Consider the following 26,597-nt stretch of genomic DNA (forward strand, 5'->3'; position numbering starts at 1 on the left):
ACGCGCTCAGCATCTATCCCTGCCATGACCCCCATACTCCGCACTCCAACCCATTCCGACCCACCCCATAACAGCTACTTCCTTACCGAAGCTCAGGATTTACTCAAAATCATTGAGCAGGGGGTGTTGAGTCTGCGCTCCAATCGTACTTCAGCCAACGTTCATGAACTCATGCGGGCAGCTCACACGCTGAAAGGAGCCGCTGCCAGTGTTGGACTCAGTGCGATTAATAACGTCGCCCACGTTCTGGAAGATATCTTCCGCGCCTTCTACAATCCAGCGGTCGAAATTGATACCGAGATTGAAGGGCTGCTGTTTGAGGGCTACGAATGCCTGCGTCTGCTGTTAACGGCTCAGCTAGATGGCAGCCAGGTCGATGAGTCGGATACGCTCAACCGGGCAGCCGATGTAATCGCTCGATTACAGGAAAAGCTAGGCGATCGGTTTGACCGCGATACCCCGATTCCCTCATCAGCGGAACTGGGGTTTGATATGGTGCAGTCCATGTTTGAGATTGGTGTGACGCAGCGATTAGAAGAACTGAGCCAGGCAGTTGTTCGCCACGCACCCGATTTGGATGAGGTACTGCGATCGCAAGCTGAGATTTTCCTGGGATTGGCAGAATCTCTGGAGTTGCCGGGATTTGCGGCGATCGCCCAAACGACACTGGCCGCGCTAGAACGCCATCCCGAAGCGACTCACCCGATCGCTCAGATCGCACTCCAAGATTTCACCCAGGGACGAGCCCAGGTATTGGCAGGCGATCGCAGCCAGGGTGGCGCACCGTCTCCCCAGTTGCAGCAGTTTGCTCACTCCAGGTCTGTTGAGCCTGCTTCAATAGGGCATTCAGGTCGTGATGCCAGCACTGCCCCAGAGATGCTCAACGGCAGAATTTCACAACAGCCGAACAATCAGATTCCGGAATCAACCCAATCTGCGCTTTCCCCCACGCTCGCCTCCGCACGGGCATTTTCAGCCCAGATCAACTCACCTCTCGCTTCATTGATCAACCTGCTGCAAACGGAAATTCCCCTCGAAGCCTGGCTGCAACGTCTCAAAACCAAGATCACGTCATCGAAAACATTATCGAGAAGATTCCGTCCTTTATTCCTGCGTCCAACCTTTCTTCCTGCTTCTCGGAATACTCCTGTGGTTTCCCCCTTTGCAGAGAATCTATCTTCGGATCTGCCTCCGACCCTGCCCCTTGAAGCACTGCTCAGTAATCTTGATTCTCCATCCGCCAGTGTAGCCAATGGATTCGCGATCGCCGACTCGAACGCAGCCGAATCCGATTCACCCAGCGAGGCGTGGAACGTTTCCTTTGCAGCAAACAGCTTAGAAAATTTTGAGGAAAGCAGGAGTCCGTGGTGCATTGAAACCCCTGCACCAAACGATACATCAGAAAATATTGATTCTTTTAATCCAGAATTCAACTCGGATCGAGCTTTTGATGTTGCTATTGAACTCAATGATGTGGCTCAATCAATCGCAGAATCGTCTTCTACTTCATTTCCAAACTCATCAATCGAGCTGAATCGATCGCAGTCTCCGAGCATACTGGAAAAAGAATCTTCCCAGCGTTCCTACCCTTCCCCCACTGCGGTTTCGTTTAAATCCTCATCAGCGAATCCTGCGGCTTCCACGCTATCGACTCCTAACGCCTCGGTGCGCGTGGATTTAGAAAAGCTGGAGAAACTTAACTATTTAATCGGGGAACTGCTAATTAATCAGAATCAGCAAACTAGCCAGGATGATACCTTGCGTTTGATGGTGCAGGAACTGCTGGATCGGCTGCAAAAACAGCAGCGAACCATTGATCAGCTTTGTAGCCAGAGCGATCGGTTCCTGCTCTCGCGTCAGCCCCATAACTGCAAAAACACAGAACATGCTTCTTCCATTGTGCAGCAGTTTGATGAGCTGGAAATGGATCGATATAGCGAGATTCATATTTTGTCTCGCTCCACGCTGGATAAAGTCATGGAGCTGAAATCCATTTCAGAAGCACTGGATCAAACCATCCGGCAATCTCGCCGATCGCTAGAAGCACAGCAACGGCTGTTATTTGTCGTGGGTAACGACCTCACCGCGCTCCGAATGCAGCCGCTCGACGCCCTATTTGCTCGATTAACGCAAGTCATTCAGCAATTATCAACGTCCCATCATAAGCCTGTTGAAGTGATTGTCACGGGAACCCAAGTCTTAGTGGATAAAACGATCGTTGAAAAACTCTACGATCCGCTTTTGCATTTGGTTCGCAACGCCTTCGATCACGGGATTGAACCAGCAGAAACCCGACAAGCGATGGGGAAGCCTGCTGTGGGGCGAATTGAAATTAATGCCTATCATCAGGGACATCGCACGATTATTGAAGTGAAAGATGATGGTCCCGGCATTAACCTCCAGCGAGTTGCACAGCGGGCGGTAGAAATGGGTTGGCTTCCCGAAAAGGCGATCGCGACCACCTCTGAAAATACGCTGCTGTCGTATCTGTTTGAGCCAGGTTTTTCAACCGCAACCCAGGTTAGTAGTTTATCCGGTCGAGGGGTCGGCTTGGATGTTGTGCGCTCCCAGATCGGGGGATTCAAAGGTTCGGTTGCCGTCAGTTCTGTTTCCCAGCAGGGCACAACTTTTTCACTGCAAATTCCGCTTTCGCTCACGATCGCCAAGCTGCTGCTGTGCAAAAATCAGGGAATTAGTTACGCCTTACCGATCGACGCCATTGAACAAATTGTGTCCAAGCCTGATGCGCTTTCGCAGGTTGGCAGGCAGCAGGTGTTGCAGTGGCGCAAGGGCGATGAGGAGCAGGCGGTCGTAGTCCGTCCCCTGTCTGCCCTGGTTTCTGATCTCGTCAATGATTCTGAAATTCCACACACTCTAGCCGCAGCCCAGCCCCCTATCCCCACTCCGCTCTCAATTGTCCTGGTACGAACGGACGCTGGATTAATGGGCATTCAAGTGGAGCAGGTGTTGGGCGAACAGGAACTGGTCATTCGACCCTTCGGGCAGGCGATCGCGCCTCCGCCCTACATCTATGGCTGCTGTATTGTGGGCAATAATCAGCTCGCACTGGTGATTGATATCAGAACACTGTTTCAGCAAGTCACCAGCCTTCAGCAAGCCACAGGTTCTCAGCAGGCGACAGAGTCTGCTCGCACTTCCGTTCATCAACCTGGAATTGTACCGACTCGTTCTCCTGCTGATGCTGCTTTCGCCGCAAGCCCATCACCGCAAACTTTGGATCAAGCGTTGCCCACCTCTGCCTCTTTGACTGCCAGCACTCCTGTCGCTCCAGCGTCTAAACGTTCTCCTCGGCATTTTCACATTCTGCTGATCGAAGATTCGCTAACCCTGAGGCAAACCCTCTCGCAGTTACTTCAACAGGAGGGTTATCAAGTTTCACAGGCAAAAGATGGGCTGGAAGGATTGGCATTTTTGCAGAAGCATCCCGGGATTGACCTAGTTCTTTGTGATATTGAAATGCCGCGCATGAATGGCTTTGAATTTTTGAGCCAGCGTCATCAGCATCGCTCTTTAGCAAAAATTCCGGTGGTGATGCTGACTTCCCGCAGCAGCGCAAAATATCGCCAGTTTGCGATCGATCTCGGAGCAACAGATTTTATTACAAAACCCTATGTCGATCAAAATTTGCTATCCACGATCCATCATTTTCTTGTTCACGATAAGGTTTAACCCTAACGGAATTTAACGATGACTGCCATTCCGACTCATACCAACGCTGAGCGATCACTAGAGTCTGAAACCTGTCGCGCTGTTGTATTCACGATCGCCAATCATTTATTGGCATTGCCGCTCACTGCCGTTCTTAAAGTGGTTTCCCAATCGGTTATTCAAAACGATTATTCTAATGTGCAATCTGTTATCTACCTGGAGAATCAACCGATAACCCTGTTGAATCTACATCCCTGTCTATCTACTGTTTCTGGCAACAATGTTTCTAACAAATCAGCTTTATCTGCTGGAACTTCAGGACAGTTTTTGCTGATTACCGGATTGCAGGGGCACGCGCAATGGGCAATCCCAGTGGATCAACCGCCGACGCTGATGGATCTGCCGCTGTCCACCGTTCGCCAACTGCCGATCGCCTATCGCCAGCTCATTCAAAATCTTGCTTGCCATGTTTCAGTCCTCACCAACCAACGTGGACTTTCAACAATTCTTCTGCTGAATCTCAAGCAGGCTTCTGGGTTGGTTCAGTAAGAGCAATCGCCCCTATTCGAGATCAGTATTTTCATCAATGTCCAACGTTGCTATCAACGAAGCACAGGACGAACGACCGTAAGCGCAACAGGGAAAGAACACAAGGACGATCGCCCACTCCATTTTGCTGCCGTTGCTCAGGCTCCCAGTGCCGATCAATGGATGCAGCAAGAGAGAAACATTTGTCCTCATGGATTATTTGCCACACAACCCTTTACTTCAGGTAAGGAGTACCATGTCATTTCTCCCCGCCTGTTGGGGTAGGAACCCATCTACAACTTGCTCTCAGCTTCTCGCTAGTTCATCGGATCTCGTACGATAGGGAAGTTCTCTCAAACTTACTACGTTGCAGAGGTCTTCCAGCCTCATCTTCTAATTCACAGAAAAACAGCCCTGCCACCTGGATGCCGTCAGGAAACTGGACAATTAGCATCGGCTCACCGCCACGCATTATTTTTACGGCAACAATCGTACAATACATACCTTGATACTGAGCTGCATCGGGATGGTTCGTTGCGCTGAGCCTGAAATGATGACCAACTGCTGGGTGAAGCAGCCTTTGAACCGACCTAGAAAAAGCCATGATGAAACGTAAGTCCTTTAGTGATTAAAAAGACTGCCATAAAAACTGTTTAGGTTGAAGGGTAAAGGGTCAGGAAGCAGCAAATGTAGCAGCTAGAGGGTTCCGTAAGCTAATCCACACGCTGTACCGCTGTTTCGAGACACTAATGACCGTTGGAATCCCTTGCCCAATTAACTCACAGCCCAATCGATCAGCTTCTAGCCAATCATCGATTCTGAACTCTTTTGCCAGCCTATACAACTCGTTTCCGTACGTTAGTCCATCTTGTATAGCCTGATCCATGTAGAACTTGAACAAGGTGATTTGCTGCTCTGGGATCACATGAGGAGCAGATTCCAGAGTGGTGGTAGAGGAAGGGGTCAGGGCTAGCATCAATTGTTCCTTGCTGTAGTGATAGTAGGCAGTCAAAGGAATTTGCAGCATGGCTAATCGATAAGAAGCTGATGCTGCCAAAAGGCTAATCCAAAAGCAGGAAATGGATTATTGGTCTAGTCAGTGTTTTTAATAAAAGTCAACCTATATTTATGAACATTTTTGCAGCACTTTGAATAATCGAAGGTGCTCTTTAATACATTTATTCACAAATTTCGCTAACTTCATGCTGTATTCTTTGCTGCAATCTTTTCCTGTACTTCCCTATACTTCAATGCTGGGCTACCTGACCTGCCAGATCCCTGGAGAGAAACGTTTCTTATCAAAACTCCAATGTTTTCAAAACTTAAAAATGTTTCTTAAGCTATGTTTCTTTCGCTGTTTGGCTGGGAACTCTCGCATAGAGCAATTGCTATAGCAAGGACACTGAATCCAAAATTTGCTGGGATAGATGCTCCCATACTCAGGCTATCTAGAGGAGCAAACATACATAAATGAGTAACTCTAATCTGAAACTCTTAGGCAGATGCACGGTTGCTTTGAGCAAATGAAGCGTCTAGATAAACTGCGTGTGAAGAGATGAACCAACCAAGCCTGGAGAACGGAGTGAATAGTCCTTTTATTAAGGATAGAGCACCTAGATATACCAATTTGCCTCTATTCTTCAAATCCTTCGCTAAGAGAGCAAGCGTCCTTGTAATCCTGATTGGTTGTGTTGTTCTTCTGGGTTGGTTCTTCAATATCCCAGCATTGAAGAGCATCCTGCCAATATGGGTGACGATGAAAGCGAACGCTGCCCTATGTTTTATTCTCAGTGGCAGTGCCCTATGGCAACTTTGTAAACGTACACGACGATCTGCTCGTTATGCCCAGATTTTTGCTGCAATCGTTTTGGGTATTGCGCTCCTGACTCTAATTCAATATGGCTTTGCAATAAATCTGGGAATTGACCAACTTCTGTTTCAAGAGTCAGCAACAGCTGTAGCAACTTCTGCTCCAGGGCGGATGGCTGTTAACACTGCCCTAAACTTTTTGTTGCTAGGGTCTGCTCTATTGCTATTAAGCAAGCCACGATCGTTTCAACCCGGTATCCAAACATTTACTGGCATTGCATTTTTGCTCTCCCTCCTGGGTTTGCTTGGCTACATCTATGGCATCCAAGAGTTTTATGGCTTTGGCTCATACACCAAGATGGCAGTTCATACGGCGATCGCGTTCATCCTTCTATGCGCTGGCATCTTTTGCCTGCATCCAGATCAAGGAATTATGAGCATGATTACCAGTCAGCATGCGGGCGGTATCATGGCAAGGCGGTTGCTTCTTACTGCCATTGGAATCCCCCCCCTCTTGAGTGGAATCATTCTAGTGGGCTATCGTGCTCAACTGTATAGCAGTGAAGTGGGTTTATCACTCTCTGCCGTGCTGACCATCATCGTGTTTGCGGTTGTGATCTGGGTGAATGCGAGAGCATTAGGCGAAATAGATATTCGACGGCAGCAGGCAGAAGAACAGCGCAAGAGTGAAGCACGATTTTGCTCTCTCACCACTGCAACGTCTCAAATTGTTTGGACAACTGCTTCAGATGGGCGGGTATTAGAAGATTCTCCCAGTTGGAGAGCGTATACCGGACAAACCTTTGAAGAGTACCGGAACTTTGGCTGGTTGAACGCGGTTCATCCCCATGATCGAGAACAGGCTGCTCAACGATGGTCACAGGCTGTTGAAGCAAAGAGCTTATATGAAGCTGAATATCGTCTTCGATCAGTGGAAGGGCATTATCGATATTTCTGGGTACGCGGAGTTCCGGTGCCCGCAAAAAATGGCAGTATTCATGAGTGGATCGGAACCTGTACTGATATTTACGATCGCAAACAAACCGAAGCGGCACTGCAAGAGCAAACCAACCTGCTGCAGCTCATCCTCGATTCAATGAGTGACGGGATTGTTGTTGCCAACGAGCAAGGACAGTTTCTGGTCTTCAACCCAGCGGCCGAGCAAATGTTTGGCAATGGAGCAACTGCCACCAGCAAGGATGAATGGTCGCAGCAATATGGTGTGTTCCTGCCCGATCGGGTAACGCCCTTTCCGGCAGATGAACTGCCTCTAGTACGGGCAATCCGGGGTGAGGAGCCGAAAGATGTTGAATTCTTTGTTCGCCATGCCCAGGCACCCCAGGGTCGGTGGGTACTTGCTAATGCCAGACCGTTGAGAGATGAGTCTGGTCAGTTAAAAGGCGGTGTAGTGGTTTGCCGTGATGTCAGCGATCGCAAACAAGCAGAGAATGCCCTCAGACAAAGTGAAGAACGATATCGCTCTCTGATAAGCGCAACTTCCCAAATTGTTTGGATGGCAGATGTAGAAGGGCGCATTGCACCTAATCCCGCCTGGAGAGCTTTTACCGGACAGACTGAAGCTGAGTTTGCTGGCTTCGGTTGGTTAGATGCCATTCATCCGGATGACCGAGAACGAACGATTCAGGTTTGGATGCAGTCCGTACAGACAAAGAGTTTGTATGAAACCGAATATCGCATCCGGGCAGCGGATGGAAACTACCGCTATTTTTTGATCCGGGGCGTTCCGGTTCTGAATCAAGATGGCAGCATCCGTGAATGGGTGGGTACCTGCACTGATATCCACGATCGCAAACAAGCAGAAGCTGCGCTCAAGGAGCGGGAAGAACAGTTACGGCAATTTATAGAACACACGCCGATTGCAGTCGTTATGTTTGATCAGGAAATGCGCTACCTGATTGCCAGTCGGCAATGGCTGCAAGACTATAACCTGCAAGCTGAAGACATTGTCGGACGCTCTCACTATGAAATCTTTCCTGAAATTACCGATGAGTGGAGGCAAATCCATCAACGTTGTTTAAGTGGTGTAGTAGAAAGGCGCGAAGAAGACCCATTCCCCCGGACTGATGGCTCATTAGACTGGGTGCGATGGGCAATCCACCCCTGGTATAGAGAAGGAGACGTGGGTGGCGTCATCATGTTTACCGAGATTATTACCGAACGGAAGCAAGCAGAGCAGAAGCTCCGCCAGACGCTAGACATGCTGGATCTAGCCAGCGACAGTATCATCATTCGGGATATGAGCGATCGAATCGTGTACTGGAATCAGGGCGCGGAGAACCTCTACGGTTGGACGAAAGCAGAAGTCATTGGTGAGTATATTCATACGTTCTTACAAACCACTTTTCCAAAGCCGTTAGAAGAAGTTCTAGCAGAGTTTTTAGAGCAGGGAAGCTGGGAAGGCGAACTACAGCATATCACTTGTGACGGACAGCCCATTATTGTGGCAAGCCGTTGGACGCTGCAACGCGATGCCGCTGGGCAACCCTTTGCCCAATTAGAAATCAATAGTGACATCACTCAACGCAAAGAAGCAGAAATTGCTCTACGCCAAAGTGAAGAACGCCTTCAAGCGATTCTCGATAATTCGCCTGCGGTCTTCTACATGAAAGATCCTCAAGGACAATTCATTACCGTCAATCGTCAATTTGAATCCCTGTTTCATCGCAGTAAAGCTGAGATCGTTGGCAAGCGAAATTGCGATCTGTTTGATTCAGAACTAGCAGATATTTTTGATGCCAACGACCAGAAGGTGTTGGAAGCAGGAACCGCAATGCAATGGGAGGAAGTTGCCCCACATGATGACGGGCTGCATACCTATCTATCTCTCAAATTTCCACTTCTAGCTCCCGACGGTTCTCCCTATGCGATTTGCGGTATTTCAACTGACATTACAGAGCGCAAACAAGCGGAGATCGCACTTGAACAAACTAAAGAAGCAGCGGAGGCGGCGAATCGGGCAAAAAGTGAATTCCTGGCGAACATGAGCCACGAGCTGCGGACTCCGCTTAATGGGGTCATCGGCTATGCCCAAATTCTTCAACGTGCCAAAAGTCTGAATGAAGAAGATCGATCGCGGGTTGAGGTGATTCACCAGTGCGGCTCGCATTTGCTGACCTTAATCAATGACATTCTGGATCTGTCAAAAATTGAAGCGCGGAAGACGGAATTGTTGCCCACCGATTTTCACCTCCCGGCATTTCTGCAAGGGGTGGCTGAGATGTGCCGCATTCGCGCTGAACTGAAGGGGATTCAATTTCGGTATGAATCGGCTCCTGAACTGCCGCTCGGTATCCGGGCTGATGAAAAACGCCTGCGGCAAGTCTTGATCAACCTGTTGAGTAATGCCATTAAATTTACCGATGCAGGCAGTGTCACCCTCACAATCAGCTTTGCCAGTGAGGGAAAAATTCGCTTTGAAGTCCGCGATACGGGCATTGGTATTCCGCAGGACAAACTCCAGGCAATCTTTCAACCGTTTGAGCAGGTGAGTGATGCCAAACGACAATCAGAGGGAACGGGTTTGGGACTGGCAATTAGCCAGGAGATTGTGGAATTGATGGGAAGCACAATCCAGGTTCAAAGTGAGATTGGCGTTGGCAGTATTTTCTGGTTCGATGTCAACTTGCCTGAAGCAGCAGAGTGGGTCAAAACGGCTCAAGCCGATCGCCATGGGCAAATTATTGGCATTAAGAACTGCAAGCCCAGGATTTTAGTCGTCGATGACAAATGGGAAAACCGCTCTGTCATTTCTAAGTTGCTTAGTCCGATCGGCTTTGACGTCGTTGAAGCTGCCACTGGGCAGGAGGGCTGGCAGAGAGCGGTAGAATTTCAGCCAGACTTAATGATCACGGATCTAATGATGCCTCATATGGATGGCTTTGAGTTGATTAAACAGATTCGAGGATCAGAAACGCTTAAAGACAAGATCATTATTGTTTCGTCCGCCAGCGTGTTTGAGACAGATCAGTACCGTAGCATCGAAGCAGGTGGCGATGATTTTCTACCCAAACCTGTACTGGCAGCAGAATTACTCCAGAAATTGCAAAAACATTTGCAACTGGAATGGCTCTACGAAGAGCAGCAGTCTTCGATTAGCCCAGTGATGGACAAGGCAGAACTCATTGCCCCCCCCGCATCAGAACTAGAAACGCTGTATGAATTAGCTATGAAGGGCAGCTTTAAAGGAATTTTGAAGCAGGCAGCCCTGCTTGAACAGATGGATCAAAAATACAGCCCCTTTGCCAAAAAACTGCATCAACTGGCAAAAGGATTTCAAGACCAGGAAATCCTAGCACTTATTCAATCCTACCGGTAAGAACCCTTTAATCAGCCCAGCAGTAAAAATTATGAACTCCACCTTTGATCAAAATGCCACCGTTCTAATTGTTGATGATGTTCCTGCGAACTTAGGTGTTCTGTCTGATACGCTGGATCAAGCAGGATTAGAAGTTTGGGTAGCGCAATCAGGCAAAATTGCTCTGGAACGGGTGAAATATGCTTTACCCAGCCTGATCTTGCTTGATGTGATGATGCCGGAAATTGATGGGTTTGAGACCTGCCGCCAACTTAAGGCAAATCTAGAGACCAAAGATATTCCCGTTATCTTCATGACAGCCCTCTCTGACACCGCAAATAAAGTTGAAGGATTTCAACTTGGAGCCGTAGACTACATCACAAAACCCTTCCAGCAAGAAGAAGTGTTAGCTCGCATCAAGCTGCACTTAAAGCTAAATGACCTGACTGAGAAACTGGAAGAGAAAAATGCCCTGTTAGAGCAAAAAGTTGTAGAAGTGGGCAAAGCCTACTCTGAATTGCAACAGATGCAGCTTCAACTGATTCAGAGCGAGAAAATGTCAGGTCTAGGGCAACTGGCAGCTGGGATCGCCCATGAAATCAACAACCCAGTGAATTTTATTTATGGCAACCTCACCCATGCCAAAGACTATATTGAGGATGTTATGGGGCTTCTGAATCTGTACCAAACAGAATATCCCAATCCTACTCCTTGCATTCAGGCAGAAAAGGAAGCGATCGACCTCGATTTCATCCAGAATGATCTGCAAAAGCTTTTCAATTCAATCACTCTTGGCGCACAACGCATTCATGAAATTGTCAAATCGATGCGAATCTTCTCCCGCGTCGATGAAACTGACGTTAAGGTCGTAGACATCCATGAGGGAATTGATAGTACCCTGACGATTTTGCATCATCGATTGAAGCCGACACCAGAACACGCTGCGATCGAAATTGTTAAAGATTATAGTCAACTTCCACCCATTGAATGTTACGCTGGTCAACTGAATCAAGTATTCATGAACATTCTGTCCAATGCGATTGATGCGTTAGAGGAATACAACCAGCACCGAACCTTTGAAGATAGCATTAAACAACCCGGTAGAATTCAAATTAGCACTGAGGTTATCGGCACTAACTGGATTGCGATTCGGATTGCTGACAATGGTTTCGGTGTTGATGAAGACGTAAAAGCAAAGTTATTTGACCCCTTCTTCACAACAAAACCAGTAGGTAAAGGGACTGGATTAGGATTGTCAATTAGCTATGAGATTGTAGTAGAGAAGCACGGGGGAAAACTCTACTGCCAATCAGCACCACAACAGGGTACAGAATTTGTCATCGAAATTCCAATGCAACAACAAATCTCTCTTGCAGCTTGACCTCTTGCGGTTTGATGCGACACTATCAGGTGTGGTTGTGATGCAAAAATTTTCTATTAACGAAGATTCGTACCATTCGTGTTGCACTCAGCAGCAATTCCAAAGATAGCCTCGATAACTTTGGCTTCAGACACACTACTCCCTGGGTCAATTCTCTGCACTTGTCCTTTGCGAAGCTTATTCATCGCTTCAGTCTTGCTCAACGCGCTTCTTGCAGGATTCACGTTTTCAATTCCATCATCGGCTTCATAATGCGCTTGATGCTTTGATGCTCCCGCTTAATGATGTCATTCAAGTATTTGCTTTGCCGTAATTCAGTATCCTGGGCATTTATCTCATCGGCTTTCAACGTCTCGGTGGCTTCAGCTAAGTAAAGCTTCCCGCGACTGGATAAGCCGCATTTGCATTGAGAGTTATAACTCCTAGAGCAGCAGTGTGCTGCCCTTGCAAACCCTAGCGGGAAACCCCTGCCGCTGCCTTGCTATCCCGCTTTGCACTCCGCATCTAGCCGAAGGTATTGCCTTCTAAATGCATGGCTCGATACAGATACTTCCACGCCCCCTTGATTTTGATATAGCCCATTCAACTGTTCACGATTAAGTACTCTGGTGAGTAGGGTTATACGTGCGTTGCAACGGTTGCTTGCACCGGAAGCGTAACGACTAACTCTGCTCCTTGACCCAGTGTTGAATTGACTTCTAGGGTGCCAGCATGTTTCTCAACGACGATCGAACGCACGATCGCCATTCCTAATCCGGTTCCTTTCCCCACTGCCTTGGTGGTGAACAAATGGTCAAACATCTTCTGTTTGACTTCATCAGACATGCCTATACCATTATCTTGAATCCGAATCACAGCCTGCTGACCATCTTCAGTTATAGACGTGCGAATGGCAATTTGATTGCGATTGGCTTCGATCTCGGTAAAGCTGCGCCCTTGATTGGAATCCTCGATCGCATCGATCGCGTTACTGAGGAGATTCATAAATACCTGATTCAGTTGTCCGGCAAAGCACTGAACCAAAGGCAACTGACCGTATTCTTTGATCACTTCAATTTCAGGGCGAGTTTCGTTGGCTTTGAGGCGATGTTTAAGAATCAGAATGGTGCTGTCTAAGCCATCGTGAATATTAAAGGCAATGGGGCGATCGCTGTCAGCACGAGAAAAGGTTCTGAGGCTGGTACTAATGTCTTGAACCCGCTTCACGCCTTCCCGCATAGAACCAATGGCGGCGGGTAAGTCTTTACGGATGTAGTTTAGGTCGATCGCTTCAATCTTATTCTGAATGTCTAGATCTGGATTAGGAAACTTTTGTTGATAGAGATCGATCAACCCAAAGAGATCTTGAATGTATCCTAAAGCGGGCTTAATATTGCCGCTTAGGAAGCCGACAGGGTTATTGATTTCGTGAGCCACCCCTGTCACGAGATTCCCTAAAGCAGACATCTTCTCACCTTGCACAATTTGCAGTTGGGCTTGTTGCAGATCGGTCAACGCCTGTTGGGCTTGCTGGTAAAGCCGAGCGTTTTCCAGGGAGATAGCGGCCTGGGCACAAAGGAGATTGAGTACTTCAATGCGATCGCCTGTGAACGCCCCCGCCGTTAGATGGTTTTCTAGATATAAAATCCCGATTAATCTGCTTTGATTGAAAATCGGAGTACATAAAACGCTCTGGGGAAGCTGTTTCAGGAAATAAGGGTCTCCCGCAAAGGTGGGATGGGCAACAGCCTGATTGATGACCAGGGACTGCAAGGTATGCCTAACCCTGTTGATAACAGAAGTTGGAATTGCCTGACTGGTGTCAAGCGGAAGGGATTTTAGGATGATGGAAGGCTGTCCGATTTGAGCGATCGCCTCGATCACCCACTGATCGTTTTTAGGTAGTAGCAATACACTTCTGTCGGCTCCGGCATTTTCCATCACAACCTGGAGTAGGGCAGAAAGGAGCTTTTCTAACTCAATTTCACTAGAGAGAGCTTGAGAGGCTTTGAGGATACTTCCCAAGTCAAGTGCTGCTGAGAGACTGGTGCTGTCAGAGGTAGAGGTGCTAACGGTGTGTAATATAATCGTCTCAGTCGAAGTGAAGCTTTGCTGCCGTTGTTGCAGAATCAGGGTTAGTAATTTGGGGTATTGCTGTTCTAAAGCATCGACTTTCGCTTTAGCACCCCAGCGACCATAGGCATAATAAGCATCGATGATGTAGGACTGGGCGACTTTTTCTTTACCCCATGCCAAATAGAACTTCGCGGCAAGTTCGTTTGCCAATGCTTCTTCGTTCACGTATTCGTTTTCATTCGCAAGGCTGATAGCCCGATCGTAATGGGCGATCGCTTCTGCATAGTTGCCTAACACCCGATGACGCTCGGCTTCAACCAGATAGTATTTGTGTAAGTGATTCATCGGCGCATATTGTGCCCATTTCTGCACCACCTGTTGATGGGCTGCTACCTTCTCTAAATATTGTTCCTGCTCCAACAATGGAGCATCAGGATACAACGCCAGGAGCGCAAGGGAGTGATACAGGTTATGAGTTGCCGAAGCCAGGGTTCCTGTACCACCGCCCGCGTAGTCTACCGCAGTGATTGCATGCTGTAAGGACTGAGCATAGTCTCCGAAATGGTAAGCCAGCATTGTTTTGGCAACATAAGCGGTAAATAGGGACATACCGTTGTTTGTTGCTTTGAGATGCGCCAACATTTCGGTTTCATCGAAGCTCTCGCCAATTAACCGAATTGGCTCTGGAGACAATCCCTGAAAATTCAAAATTAACTGATGCCAAACCTTATCGTGATAAATGGTAAATTCTTGTTTGAATTTCACCATTAGATCGATATGTAATCGCTGCTTTTGTTCAATCGTTTCCAGATATTGACCAATGCTAAACGCTTTGTCGCAATACAAAAATGTGTTGTAACCTGCGAATTCAATATCACCTGTTTCTAGCCCACTCTGGATTCCTTCTAATAAGGGGAGCAAGCAGTATTTGGCATGTTCTTTCCAATGTCGAGTAAAGCCATTAAACAGACAGTAAACGTTGCTCTTAAATTCATTCGCTCTAAATTTTTCCAGGAGTTTCAAGGCAAGTTGCCCAGAGTGATAGCCTGCATCAATATCGCCCATGCCGCAGAGAATTAAGCCATAGTGACCATAGGCGATCGCCGCCACCCCGGAGTTGCCATGCTCAAGGCACAGATTGACCATCGTTAGAATCACCTGAGCATAGGTCGTAAACGAGGTGACAAATGCCGCAGGATTGATTACCATCAACAACCGCAAGGCTGCTAGCTTGTGAGGATCGCTCATCGTTGGCATCTGATCTAAATCTGCTAAGCTCGGCAACTTCGTCCATCCGTCTGGATTTTCAGGCAGTTGGTAAAGGGAAACGCCCAACTGTTTAACCACATCCAAACCCAGTTCAACTCCCTTCACCATCTGGTTTTGGGCGTTGTAAAATTGCACTTTTAGCTCATACACTCGTGTTTTATCGAGTAGCGTTTGAGCATGTTCTAAAACAACCTCAGACAGTGCTTGTGCTTCTGGAAAGTTAGTATTGAGATACTCTAATTCAACAGTCTGCACATACAAATCCAGCGTCAATGGGTATTGCACAGCCCAACTATCCTGAGCGAGTAGCTTGATTCCCTGGCGCAAATATTTGAGCGCAGGTTCATAAGCAGTTGATGCCTTTGCCTTGCGTCCCGCTGTCAGGTTCAACTGAGCAAGCTGCTCTTGTTCTGCTCGATCTGCAATCAGATCAACCGCAATGTTGAAGTGATTCACAATATCAAAAATCTTTTCTTCCACTCCTGCTGCATCGAGCGAATTCAGCAATAATTGCCCAACCTTCAAATGAGTCTGTTGCTTTTGCGATTCAGGAATCAGGGAATAAGCAGCTTGTTGCACGCGATCGTGCAGAAATCTGTAAAGAGGGTTGGCAACAGATTCAGTTACGGGTGTAGTCAATGAAAACTGCTCGGTAGCAGTAAAAAACTTGTAGATTTCAGTCGTGGGAAGAATAAACCCTTCTTGCAACGCTTTCCAGAGATCGGTTGCAGTTTCTGTCTGGGATTTTTCTAAAACGATCGCCAATGTATTGAGATCAAACTGGGCACCAATACAGGCAGCTAGTTTTAAGACTTCCTGCGTTTCAGGAGGCAGCTTCTGTAGCTGAAGTGCCATAAACTCAACCACATCATTCGTCAAGGCAGCCGCTCTGACCTGAGCAATATCACACTGCCAATGCCGAGCCTCTAAGTTAAAGGTAATCAGCTTTTCGGCATGTAACGCCTTGAGAAACTGGGTCGTGAAAAAGGGATTTCCTTGCGTTTTTTGATCCACTAATTCTGTTAGCGGTTCGGCAATTGCTAGCTCACAACTCAGCGTATCGGCAATCAATTGATTGACATCAAAGCGGCTCAACGGTTTTAGTGTCATCGTATTCACCGTTGCCCCTGTTTGCTGAATCGCATCGATCGTCACCATGAACGGATGCACGGGGGAGACTTCGTTATCTCGATAGGCACCAATAACTAGCAAATGACCTGTATCTTGCATCAGCAGTTGCATCAGCTTGAGCGATGCCGAATCTGCCCACTGCAAATCATCCAAAAACAACACTAATGGATGATCGGCGATCGTGAAGACCTGCACAAACTTCTGAAACACTAAGTTAAAGCGGTTCTGCGCAGCACTGCCAGAAAGTTCTGGAACAGCAGGCTGTTCACCGATGATATGCTCCAGTTCTGGAATCACTTCAATCAGCACTTTGCCGTTTTCGCCAATTGCAGCCAAAATCTTGGTTTTCCACTGCTCGATCTGAGCATCACTCTCACTGAGTAGCTGCCCCATGAGATCGCGAAACGCCTGAACAAAGGCCGAAAAAGGAATATTGCGCTGGAACTGGTCATATTTGCCTTTGATGAAATAGCCCCGCTGACGCACGATCGGCTTATGAACTTCATTCACGACCGCCGTTTTGCCAATACCGGAGAAGCCAGCGACCAAGATCATTTCGGTGCTGCCCGTGCTGACTCGTTCAAAGGCAGCCAGGAGCGTTTCTACTTCTGTTTGCCGACCGTAAAGCTTTTCAGAAATCAGGAAGCGATCGCATACATCGCGCTCACCTAACTCAAACGGCTTAATTTTGCCCGTTTCTTTCCACTGAAAGAGACAAGTTTCTAAATCATGCTTCAGTCCCAATGCGCTCTGGTAGCGGTCTTCGGCATTCTTCGCCATCAACTTGATCACAATCTGGGAGAGGACTTCTGGAATCTCCTCTGCCCCCTTACCTAGTTGATGCGGCGGAATGGGCTGCTTCGCTAAATGACAATGCACTAGCTCCATCAGGTCAGCAGATACAAAAGGCAACTGCCCCGTCAGCAGTTCGTAAAACGTGACACCGAGGGAGTATAAATCGCTGCGGTAGTCAATTCCCCGGTTCATCCGTCCTGTCTGCTCTGGAGACAGGTAAGCAAGGGTGCCCTCCAGCATATTAGGATTCTGAATTTCCTGACTTTCACGGGGTAGCAGCGAGGCGATGCTGAAGTCAATCAGCTTAACCTGTTTGCTGATGGGATGAATCAGGATATTGGCGGGTTTGATGTCTTTGTGGATCACTCGGTAACGAGACAGTCCATCCAAGATCACGGATAGTTGCAGTGCAATGGAGAGAAAATTTGGCAACGAGAAGCTAGACAAGCCTTCTTCCTGTTGTCCTTCTCCTTCTGTTTTTCGATATTCTGAAAGCGAGACCGCACCAAAATCCTCCATCACCAGCGCATAGGCATTTTCATGAAACTCCAGAGCCAATGGTTGGATGATGCCAGGCAGATCGAGATTTTTGGCGATCGTATATTGATTGCGGAACTGTACGAGTTCACTGAGGCTAGGAAATGGATTCCGCAGCAATTTGATGACGACTGGATGTTGATCGCCCTCCCGAACCCCCCGATAAACCAGAGTTCGAGAACCTGAGTAGAGTAGTTCGCTGATGGCATAGCCAGACAGATTAGCGATCGCATCCATGTTCTAGTCCTCAGGGCAAGAAGTCGTTCTGTAGTATGCCCATCGCTAAAGAAAAATATTGCGGTGGCAGCAATATTACTGCTTAAAGGAGGGTAGTCATGAACTGGCAATGTTAATCTCTCAGCATCATGGCTTTACCTGGCTTTCCCACGTCAAAGAAGCCATCTCCGTCACGAGATCACGGTAATCAGCCGGGCGATAATCCTGAAGCCATTCAGTGATCGGATTAGACTTGCGGTACGGATTAATCGAGAGATCACCCAGCAATTCATCGTGATAATGCCACATGTGCGTTTGCAGCAGCGAACCGCGTCCAGCAACAGGCGGGATAAAGCTCCGTTTCCAATGTTTCATTTGGGAAATCTCCTGCCACATCACCTCAGGCTCAGGCAGTTGAATCTTGCCCTTGAGCAAATGAATTAACCAGATAACCTCTAAGTGGGTCGTGAGCGAATTGGAAAATGTCGAAGCCCAGCCGATAAATGCCAAACCCGGTAAGTCAGGGTGAATTATATGGCGGTAAAGATAAGCTCCATCCTCATCCACGGTGGATTGAAATGCTGCCGGCAAAAAGCTGTAGTTGGGCTGCCAACCCGTGCCAAAGATGACAACATCACTCTCCAAGTGAACCCCGTTTGCCAAATCTAAGCCACTGGGTGTAAATTGCTCGATCGTGGTACGTTGCACTTGAATCGCGCCTTGACGCATCAATTTGTAGGTTTCGTTTCGTGGGATAAAACCATGCGCGAACACCCCTGATTCAGCCGGATGAGATGGGGTAGAGTTGGATTCCTTCAGTGAATACTGCAACTGCAATAAAAGTTCTACAAACCGCCAGAAGCCCCAAATCAGCCCGGAAAAATATTTGTGGAAATTTTTCTCCCACTTGTAGGGACGTTGATAGAGCGGTAAAAATCCACCGATTAAACGATTTAAGAAAATCACTCTAAAGTCAATCAGTCCCAACACCCGCAGGGGAACGGGCCAGTAAGCATTACGGAAAACTAAAGTGACATCTGTTGCCCATTGCACAGCATCGGTGGCAATGTCTAAGGCACTCTTGCCAAATCCCACGACTACGACTCTGCGATCCTTCAGCAGGTCAGGTGATTGATAGCCTGAGGAGTGCAAAACCTTGCCAGAAAAAACTTCTCGGTTAGGAATCGGAGGAATATAGGGGTTAGAGTAAAGCCCAGTAGAAACAACCACAAAATCAAACTCTTTTTGAATTGTTTCCCCGGTATCTTGATTCGCGTAGTGCAAAATCCAGCGATTTTCAGGAATTGGTTCAAGCTGCTTAACGATACAGTTGAAACGAATTTTGTCGAAAATTTGGAAATGATGGGCGTAATCTTCTAGATAGGCCCAAACTTGCTCACCTGATGGCAAATTAGGATAGTTTTCGGGCATGGGATAGTCAGGAAATTCATAGAACGAACGGGGAACTTGCAGCCCAAAGGCGTGATATCCTGCCGCCCATACTCCGCCCAATTTCTGGCTTTTCTCAAAAATCTCGCAAGTCAATCCAGCGTTTTGTAGAAATCTCGCGGCTGTTAATCCAGCCACACCGGAGCCAACAATAGCAACGGTTTTGATATCGCCTGAAATAATTTGCATAATTTTTGATGATTCCACTCCGTCGAAGTGATTACCCCTGAGAATACCAAACTTCACTGAGCTAGCAGGTAGTAACCGGGTGAACGGATGGGTATGTTGCAGAAAACAAGTGTGCTACGCCTTAAGCTACCCAGATCTGGAGGAGATAAGGCAGGAACAGGGTGTAGAGGTGGACCCCTCGATAATCAATAATCAATCGTTAATCAATCGTTGGATCTTGAGGTATGCAGTAGAACTGGACAACTGCATTCGATCACACTTAAAGCCCACAAACGATTCGTGGCGGTAGACAAGACTTCCATCCCAGTCAAGGGCGGTATGGTGCCATAGTTTGACCTTTTGAACGGATTGACGGTCAGTTCGGTTGCAGTGCGTGCAGTGTTCAGAAGGTGAGCTAAAAACAACGGTCATCAGTGCTGAAGACGTTGGTAGAACCATTCAGTTAATTATTGCGCCTGTTGTTCTAATGACAGCCTGCGCCCTGATTCAAAATGCGTGGCATTCCAACCGTTGCAACTGACTACAGCCCCCTGTAGGATTTTAACCTGGGCGTGTGGACGCAGGAGGCGATCGATCGCGGCTATCGTTCCCGCCTCTTTTTTTATAAACAGTCGCTTTCTATAAACGCAGTTTATTCAAATTCGAGCAGGAGATTGCTTGTATGCCAATAGAGCAAAGCCCCCGTCTTCGCTGGATTGAACTCGCTCCAACCGAAGCAGCCGTTCATGACATTGATATAATTCAGGGATTGCAGCAGGTTCCGAAAACTCTGCCCTGCCGATATTTCTATGACGATCGCGGTTCAGCCCTGTTTGAGCAAATCTGCGATCTGCCGGAGTATTATCCAACTCGCACAGAGCAGGCAATTCTGGAAGATTGTGCCTTGGAAATCGCGCAGATGACGGGGGCTTGCGAACTGGTCGAACTAGGCAGTGGCAGCTCTCGTAAAACTCGCTTATTGCTGGAGGCATATCAGCAGCTCAATCATCCGTTATACTATGCCCCGATCGATGTTAGTGCGGGCATCCTTCAAGATACTGCACCCATGCTGCTGCGCCAATACCCTACGCTGAATCTGTGCGGCTTGGTGGGAACCTATGAGCAGGCTTTATCGAATTTGCCTCCGGTACAGCTCGATCGGCGGATGCTGATTTTCTTGGGCAGTACGTTGGGCAACTTGAATCCGCAGGAGTGCGATCGCTTCTTCACCCAAATTCAACAGAGCTTGCAGCCGGGGGATTTCTTTTTGCTGGGCGTTGATTTGCAAAAGCCGATCGAGATTGTGGAAGCTGCCTACAACGATGCTCAGGGCATAACGGCGGAATTTAACCTGAATATTCTGCACCATCTCAACGATCGCTTTCAGGGGAATTTTGCGATTGATCAATTTGCCCATTCCGCATTTTATAACGTTCATCGGCATCAGATTGAGATGCACCTCATCAGCTTAAAACCGCAAAAGGTGCTGCTGCAGAAATTGGGCTACCAGACTTCGTTCTATGCACAAGAAACGATCCACACTGAAATCTCTCGTAAGTTTGACTTGCCGACCCTGACCGTTGACCTGAAACAGCGATCGCTCAACTCAGTACACATCTGGACTGATCCTCAGAAGTGGTTCGCTCTGCTATTGTGTCAGCGACAATAACCTGCTGGAGTAGCGTTGCTGAACTGAGTCTAAATTGTTGAGTTTGACATTGCTGGGCAGTCCTCTAAATCTCCCATCAATGGGGGACTTTAAATTCAGACAGAAATTGGAGCGGTTCGGCAGTTCCTCATTATTTCTTACGCAGGAAATTGGGTGGTCGTGGAACCCGATGAAACCTTTGAAAAGGGCGGCAAGAAACGCGGCTTATTTGCCCAACCGCTAGACAGATGGGTGAGCATTAATTGAAGCCGCTAGCACCTTGCGGTAAACGATTTTGTCATCACCCGTTTGATAAAAGTCGCGGATGCGTGCCTCCTCGCCATAGCCGCACTTCCGATAAAACGCTCTTGTGCGATCGAAGTCTGGCAGCCCCGATGTTTCGACGAGCAGTATCCGCCCGCCGCCTATTGCTAACCGTTGTTCAACATGATTGAGTAGGGCGGCCCCCCGTCCCTGTCGCTGGCGATCGGGTCGAACCCCAATCAGTTGTAGATTCCATGTCCCTTCGGTCATCCGCTCCATTTCACAGTAGGCAATTCCCAGGAGTCCGTCATTTTCTTCGGCATCAGTGAGCCAGAAACGATCGCTGTTGTCATGGCTGACAAAGTAATCCCCCAGCATTGTGCTAACCTCATCAAGTTGATCTGGCTGGAATAGTCCGGTTGCCTCTGCCAGGGCAATCAGAGCAGCCGTGTCATCAGATGTTGCGAGTCGAATCATGAGAACTCCACGGAATTGAGGGTGATCATCCGTTGCATCATTTATTGCATCATTGCTGGTATTGCGTCGTTACTCGCACAAGCGAATCCCGGAAAACTGCCAGCGTGTAGAAGGCGGAAAGAAATTGCGATAGCTGGCGCGAATATGGCTGTGAGCGGTGGCACAAGATCCGCCCCGCAACACCATTTGATTACACATAAACTTGCCATTGTACTCTCCCACTGCTCCTGCTGCTGGCTGATAGCGGGGATAGGGCAAATAAGCACTCTGCGTCCATTCCCATACGTCGCCAAAGAGCTGATCCGGCCGGGTACTGGCGATCGCAGTCATAGGGTGAAGCTGCCCCGTTTCGAGCAGGTTTCCCTGGATTGGAACTTGAGCTGCAGCCACTTCCCATTCGGCTTCGGTAGGGAGCCGTTTCCCAGCCCAGCGGGCGTAGGCATCCGCCTCGTAATAGCTCACGTGACAGATTGGCTCATCGGGATTCACAGGACGCATTCCACTCAGCGTCATCATCCACCAGTCGCCGTCGATCCGCTCCCAGTACAGCGGAGCCTGCCATTGTTGCGTTTGAGCGATCGTCCACCCTTCTGCCAGCCAATATTCCGGCTTACTGTAGCCGCCATGCTGCATAAATTCCAGATACTCTCCATTTGTGACTAACCGCGCTGCCAGCCAGTAGTCTTGCAGATAAACCTGATGCCGTGGAGATTCATTATCAAAAGCGAAGTCTGAGCTGTCGTGCCCGATCGTATAGAGCCCGCCCGGATAATCTAACCACTGTTCCTGTGCAGCGACCGGAGGCGGTGCGGCGAGTCGGTTCTGCTGATAGACCGGACGCAGAGGATTGATCGCGAAGATGTGTTTAATGTCCGTAAGCAGTAATTCCTGGTGCTGCTGTTCGTGGTGCAATCCCAGCTTGATTAGGGGGGCTAATTCAGGCTGCGAGAGGAGCGATCGCATCGCGTCATCCACATAGGCTCGATAGCGATAAATTTCCTCGACGGTGGGACGAGAGAGCAATCCGCGTTCAGAGCGAGGGTGTCTAACGCCAATGGCTTCGTAGTAGGAGTTGAACAAGTAGCCAAACTTGGGATGAAACACCTCATATTCGGGCAAGTTGGGCAACAGCACAAAGGTTTCAAAAAACCAGGTTGTATGCGCCAGATGCCATTTAGGAGGGCTGACATCGGGCATACTTTGAATACCGTAGTCTTCGATTGCTAAGGGCTGACAAATCTGTTCACTAAGCTGGCGCACCTGTTGATACAAGCAGGTCAGGGATTGGGTTGTAGTTTGTTGTGAGGTGGAGATAAACATTAGCGGCTTCTAAGGTAGATAGATCAATTAATTTAGTAGAGTTTTTCAAATACTGGTTATAGTCGATCAACAATTCTTCAATGCTAAAGCTTTACCAAATCGTCATCCGCTCCTGCATCCAGCCCCACAACCCGATCGCCCACTTCGTCCTTTGCAGTTAATACGGCGTTTTTCACTCCCGTAAGGCACAGCCCCTGCACCCCGTTTTTTATACTTCAATCGCCTGAACAAGGCTGTAGAATGATTGGTACTTTGTTGCCAGTCGATCGCAGTCTACGGCAGATTTCCAATCCTGTTAAACTGGGCAACGGTGGTCTGGTAACCCTCGCAGTCTAGCTCCAACTGAATAAAGCGTGCTAGCTTGGCTTCATCTTCAATCAAAAGAATAGAGGAACTCATAGATTGGAGAGGGTAACGATAAAAACGCTCAACGATGCCCGCCTGTTGCGCCAGAGGAATGCCAGCCAGAATCGTTCACTTGAATCATGGTCTGAGTTTCAGCCTGGATGAGCTTTATTATAATTGGTGCTTGCGGCTCTGAGGATTGAACTGCATTATCAATTAAGTTCACAAGTATTTGTGCCAAACGATCGCAATTGGTTTTGATATAGATATTCAGATTTATTTCAATTTCAGTCGAATGATGGATACATTGTTGACTTAACTCAGCAATTTCATGTACTAAATCGCTTCAACAAATTTCTCTTTGTGGAAGTGTAAATGACCACTATCGGCTCTTGCCAGATCTAGTCAATCCTGTAATAGCCGGATGATGCGATCGGTTTCAGCCGTTGCAATCTTTAATGCTTCTTTTTGTGACCTGCTGAAGTTAGAGCCACGGCGCAATAAGCTTTGGAGATAACCAGTGCTTGACAAAATCGTTTAGTGCTTTTAATCACTTCAAAGCCAAGCCTTGAATCGTCACGTTGCTTTATTTCCCGATGGCTTTGTTCGATCGGGTTTCCCAACCACCCTCTCACTGGGTGCTCAACGTCTGAACCCAATTCCTCACTCATTGCTCTGGGATACGAAGCTAGCCCCTTCGTTTTTAGCGATGTCCTAGGATGGGATGAGGTTGGTAAGGCTCTTCCAATCGCTGGCACTCTGCGTCGGTTAACTCAATTTCGAGAGCAGCGATCGCATCTTCCAGGTGATGCATTTTGCTTGCCCCAACAATCGGAGCCGTGATGCCCGGTTGATGCAGTAGCCATGCCAGCGCAATTTGTGCCGGAGTCACGCCGCGCTCCTGAGCTAACTGAACGACACGATCCACCACTTCAAAATCAGATTCCTGATAGTAAAGCTGATGAGCAAAGTCATCGGTTTTGGCACGCGTGGTTTCACCCTTCGTTTCCTTCTGCCGATTGCCTGCCAGAAATCCTCGTGCCAGCGGACTCCAGGGAATGACACCAATCCCTTCTGCTCGACACAAAGGCAGCATCTCCCGCTCTTCTTCTCGATACACCAGGTTGTAATGATTCTGCATCGAGACAAAGCGCGTCCAGCCGTGGAAATCTGCCAGGTACAAGGCTTTGGCAAACTGCCAGGCATACATGCTGGATGCACCAATGTACCGAACTTTGCCCAGTTTCACCAGATCGTGCAGGGCTTCGAGCGTTTCTTCGATCGGCGTTTCGCTATCCCAGCGATGGATCTGGTACAGATCTACATAATCCGTTTGCAATCGCCGCAGTGACGCATCAATGCTATCGAAGATATGTTTGCGCGACAGACCGCGATCGTTGGGGTCGTTGCTCATGGGATTAAACACTTTGGTGGCAATCACCACCTGTTCCCGTTTAGCAAATTCCTTCAATGCCCGTCCTAGAATCACTTCGCTTTCGCCCAGCGAGTACATATCCGCCGTGTCAAAGAAATTGATGCCTGCTTCCAGCGATCGAGCAATGAAGGGACGGCTCTCCTCTTCTGGCAAAACCCATTCCCGCCATTGGGGACTGCCGTAGGTCATGGTGCCGAGACAAATGCGTGAAACTTTGAGTCCAGTATTGCCCAGCCGCATATATTGCATAGAAGATTCTGTCCCTAAAGGAGACTCCAACGTTTCAAGCACTCTACAGGATATAGCACCTTCTACAATCCTGCTTCTACCTTGAGTGAAACCCTGCCACAGGACTGATCCAGGAAGCATTGCTCAACGAGGCGCGACTTTTCTGTTTAAGAGACGTTTGAAAAGTCATCATGATGACCTGAACCGCCCCCCTAGGTCTTACTTGTAATGCATGTTCAATAGAATGCAACCTAATAGCAGTTGAGCAATCCCAGTGAAAGGCTTTGGCACAGGATGACTTGTCGCCGTTTTGCTTCGGCTCGATCGATTACTTGCCGCTTGCGTTCGCCCCAGGGAAAGGTGTTAGGCAACTGAGTTGCAGTGTCGATCGCGTTTTGGGGTTCTCCCTGGGCGAGCAGATGCTCAGCCGTGTTCCAGATGTCTTCGTACTGCTGCTGAAGTCGTTTTTCTTCCACCGTTTGAATCAGCGAACTTCGGCTATGGGCCCAGAAGGGATGCTCCTTGATTTGCTGAGCCTGCATTAATGCGACATCGAACTGCTCCAGATTCAGGGCTGCGTGAGCCGTGAACCAGTGCTGGTGATTATCAGCCCAGAGTTGCCGCCACTGCTGCATTTGTGCCTGCGCCTTGGGGTAGATTGGGCTGTTCACCGGAATTGCGCCTGCGATTGTCAAAGCCTGATCAAGCTGATCTATCGGCTGCCAGTACTCGCTCCATGCAATTTCTAAAATCCGTTCTGACCATTGCTGGATGAGTTGCTGTGCCTCATTGTATTGGGCTGCACCCACTGTAATCTGGCTTACTGCTTCGATCGCCTGAGCAAATTCTCCCTGTGCTGCGTTTTGTCTCGCTTGTGCAAGCTGAAACATTGCAAGCTTGGTTTGACAGTTTCTCAGGTGGAGTTGTGTTGCCCAGTAAACATTTGCTTTAGATGACACTTGCTCTGCCTGAGCAATACACCCCTGGTAATCTCCTGCTGTTTCCAAAGCAAAGGCAGTGTTTGCGATCGCCTGCTGCTCCCGCTCGAATTGCTGTCTAGACTGTTGGCGCAAGTAAGCATCCGTAGCGATAAAGCATCCCATCAATCCCGGAATAACCGCTGCAATAGCCGCAAATGTCAGTCCGGTTGTAATGCTCATTCTGAACAGTCGAGGTACTGCATCCCAGATCATGTCCTCATTTCCCTCATGGATCGAGGTTGTGAGTTTTATTAGATGACAGAATTCGGCTGGCTTCTAGCGAAAATCTGGGAGTTAAAAAAGAACTTAAAGGAGTTGCTGTATTGGTTTAGCAACTCATGCGATTACTTAGAATTGAGCGAATTTGCACCTGAAATAACAGTGCATATTTCAGATCAGGAAAAACCATTATCTTCCGGAAATCGAGCTTAACTCCAGGTTCCCGAAGTTAAGGTCAAGCCGCAGCGATGTTGGCGACAACACGCTCATATCACTGGAGCTTGTATTAATGCGAATGCAATCGGCAGCAGGATGGGTTACCCCAATTGCTGTAAAACCCTCAAGTCAACGCTTTTGAA

Annotated in this window: 12 protein-coding genes and 1 pseudogene; 5 read left to right on the forward strand and 8 right to left on the reverse strand. The window is 48.2% G+C overall.

Features of this window, described 5'->3' with window-relative positions; all coding sequences use genetic code 11:
- The first annotated feature begins 24 nt into the window (after positions 1 to 24).
- Together NDA02_RS05835 and NDA02_RS05840 are read left to right on the forward strand one after the other, a co-directional pair.
- The gene (locus NDA02_RS05835) at positions 25 to 3,690 is read left to right on the forward strand and encodes a hybrid sensor histidine kinase/response regulator (protein WP_190794492.1); all 3,666 of its coding nucleotides are present in this window, start codon (positions 25 to 27) and stop codon (positions 3,688 to 3,690) included.
- Between the two features lie 18 nt (positions 3,691 to 3,708).
- On the forward strand, positions 3,709 to 4,218 hold the full coding sequence (locus tag NDA02_RS05840) for a hypothetical protein (RefSeq protein WP_190794491.1): 510 nt from the start codon (positions 3,709 to 3,711) through the stop codon (positions 4,216 to 4,218).
- Positions 4,219 to 4,870: 652 nt separating this feature from the next.
- Here the strand turns inward: NDA02_RS05840 and NDA02_RS05845 are convergent.
- Entirely contained in the window at positions 4,871 to 5,254 is a 384-nt protein-coding gene (locus NDA02_RS05845) for a hypothetical protein (protein ID WP_348254600.1), read from the reverse strand.
- A gap of 699 nt (positions 5,255 to 5,953) precedes the next feature.
- Here NDA02_RS05845 and NDA02_RS05850 point away from each other — a divergent pair.
- Together NDA02_RS05850 and NDA02_RS05855 are read left to right on the forward strand one after the other, a co-directional pair.
- Positions 5,954 to 10,342 (forward strand): PAS domain S-box protein, encoded by a 4,389-nt coding sequence (locus NDA02_RS05850; RefSeq protein ID WP_348254602.1) that lies wholly within the window; start codon positions 5,954 to 5,956, stop codon positions 10,340 to 10,342.
- Between the two features lie 31 nt (positions 10,343 to 10,373).
- The gene (locus NDA02_RS05855) at positions 10,374 to 11,702 is read left to right on the forward strand and encodes a response regulator (RefSeq protein WP_190789635.1); all 1,329 of its coding nucleotides are present in this window, start codon (positions 10,374 to 10,376) and stop codon (positions 11,700 to 11,702) included.
- A 618-nt stretch (positions 11,703 to 12,320) separates the two neighbouring features.
- Here NDA02_RS05855 and NDA02_RS05860 read toward each other — a convergent pair.
- On the reverse strand, positions 12,321 to 17,726 hold the full coding sequence (locus tag NDA02_RS05860; RefSeq protein WP_348254604.1) for an AAA family ATPase: 5,406 nt from the start codon (positions 17,724 to 17,726) through the stop codon (positions 12,321 to 12,323).
- A 126-nt stretch (positions 17,727 to 17,852) separates the two neighbouring features.
- The gene (locus tag NDA02_RS05865) at positions 17,853 to 19,343 is read right to left on the reverse strand and encodes an NAD(P)-binding domain-containing protein (protein ID WP_348254605.1); all 1,491 of its coding nucleotides are present in this window, start codon (positions 19,341 to 19,343) and stop codon (positions 17,853 to 17,855) included.
- Between the two features lie 661 nt (positions 19,344 to 20,004).
- Here NDA02_RS05865 and egtD point away from each other — a divergent pair.
- Complete coding sequence (gene egtD, locus NDA02_RS05870) at positions 20,005 to 20,991, forward strand: L-histidine N(alpha)-methyltransferase (RefSeq protein ID WP_190790279.1); 987 nt, start codon at positions 20,005 to 20,007, stop codon at positions 20,989 to 20,991.
- A 219-nt stretch (positions 20,992 to 21,210) separates the two neighbouring features.
- Here the strand turns inward: egtD and NDA02_RS05875 are convergent, their stop codons facing one another.
- The 5 genes and pseudogenes from NDA02_RS05875 to NDA02_RS05895 form a co-directional block, all read right to left on the reverse strand.
- Entirely contained in the window at positions 21,211 to 21,711 is a 501-nt protein-coding gene (locus NDA02_RS05875; protein ID WP_190790280.1) for a GNAT family N-acetyltransferase, read from the reverse strand.
- A gap of 69 nt (positions 21,712 to 21,780) precedes the next feature.
- The gene (gene egtB / locus NDA02_RS05880) at positions 21,781 to 23,031 is read right to left on the reverse strand and encodes an ergothioneine biosynthesis protein EgtB (RefSeq protein WP_190790281.1); all 1,251 of its coding nucleotides are present in this window, start codon (positions 23,029 to 23,031) and stop codon (positions 21,781 to 21,783) included.
- Between the two features lie 67 nt (positions 23,032 to 23,098).
- Positions 23,099 to 23,430, reverse strand: a pseudogene (locus NDA02_RS05885) (hypothetical protein); the annotation flags it as partial.
- 649 nt (positions 23,431 to 24,079) lie between these two features.
- Entirely contained in the window at positions 24,080 to 25,060 is a 981-nt protein-coding gene (locus tag NDA02_RS05890) for an aldo/keto reductase (protein WP_190790553.1), read from the reverse strand.
- Positions 25,061 to 25,290: 230 nt separating this feature from the next.
- The gene (locus NDA02_RS05895; RefSeq protein WP_348254607.1) at positions 25,291 to 26,232 is read right to left on the reverse strand and encodes a hypothetical protein; all 942 of its coding nucleotides are present in this window, start codon (positions 26,230 to 26,232) and stop codon (positions 25,291 to 25,293) included.
- Positions 26,233 to 26,597 lie beyond the last annotated feature (365 nt).

Origin of the sequence: Leptolyngbya sp. ST-U4 (assembly GCF_039962215.1) — a bacterium.
GTDB lineage: Bacteria > Cyanobacteriota > Cyanobacteriia > Elainellales > Elainellaceae > Leptolyngbya_A.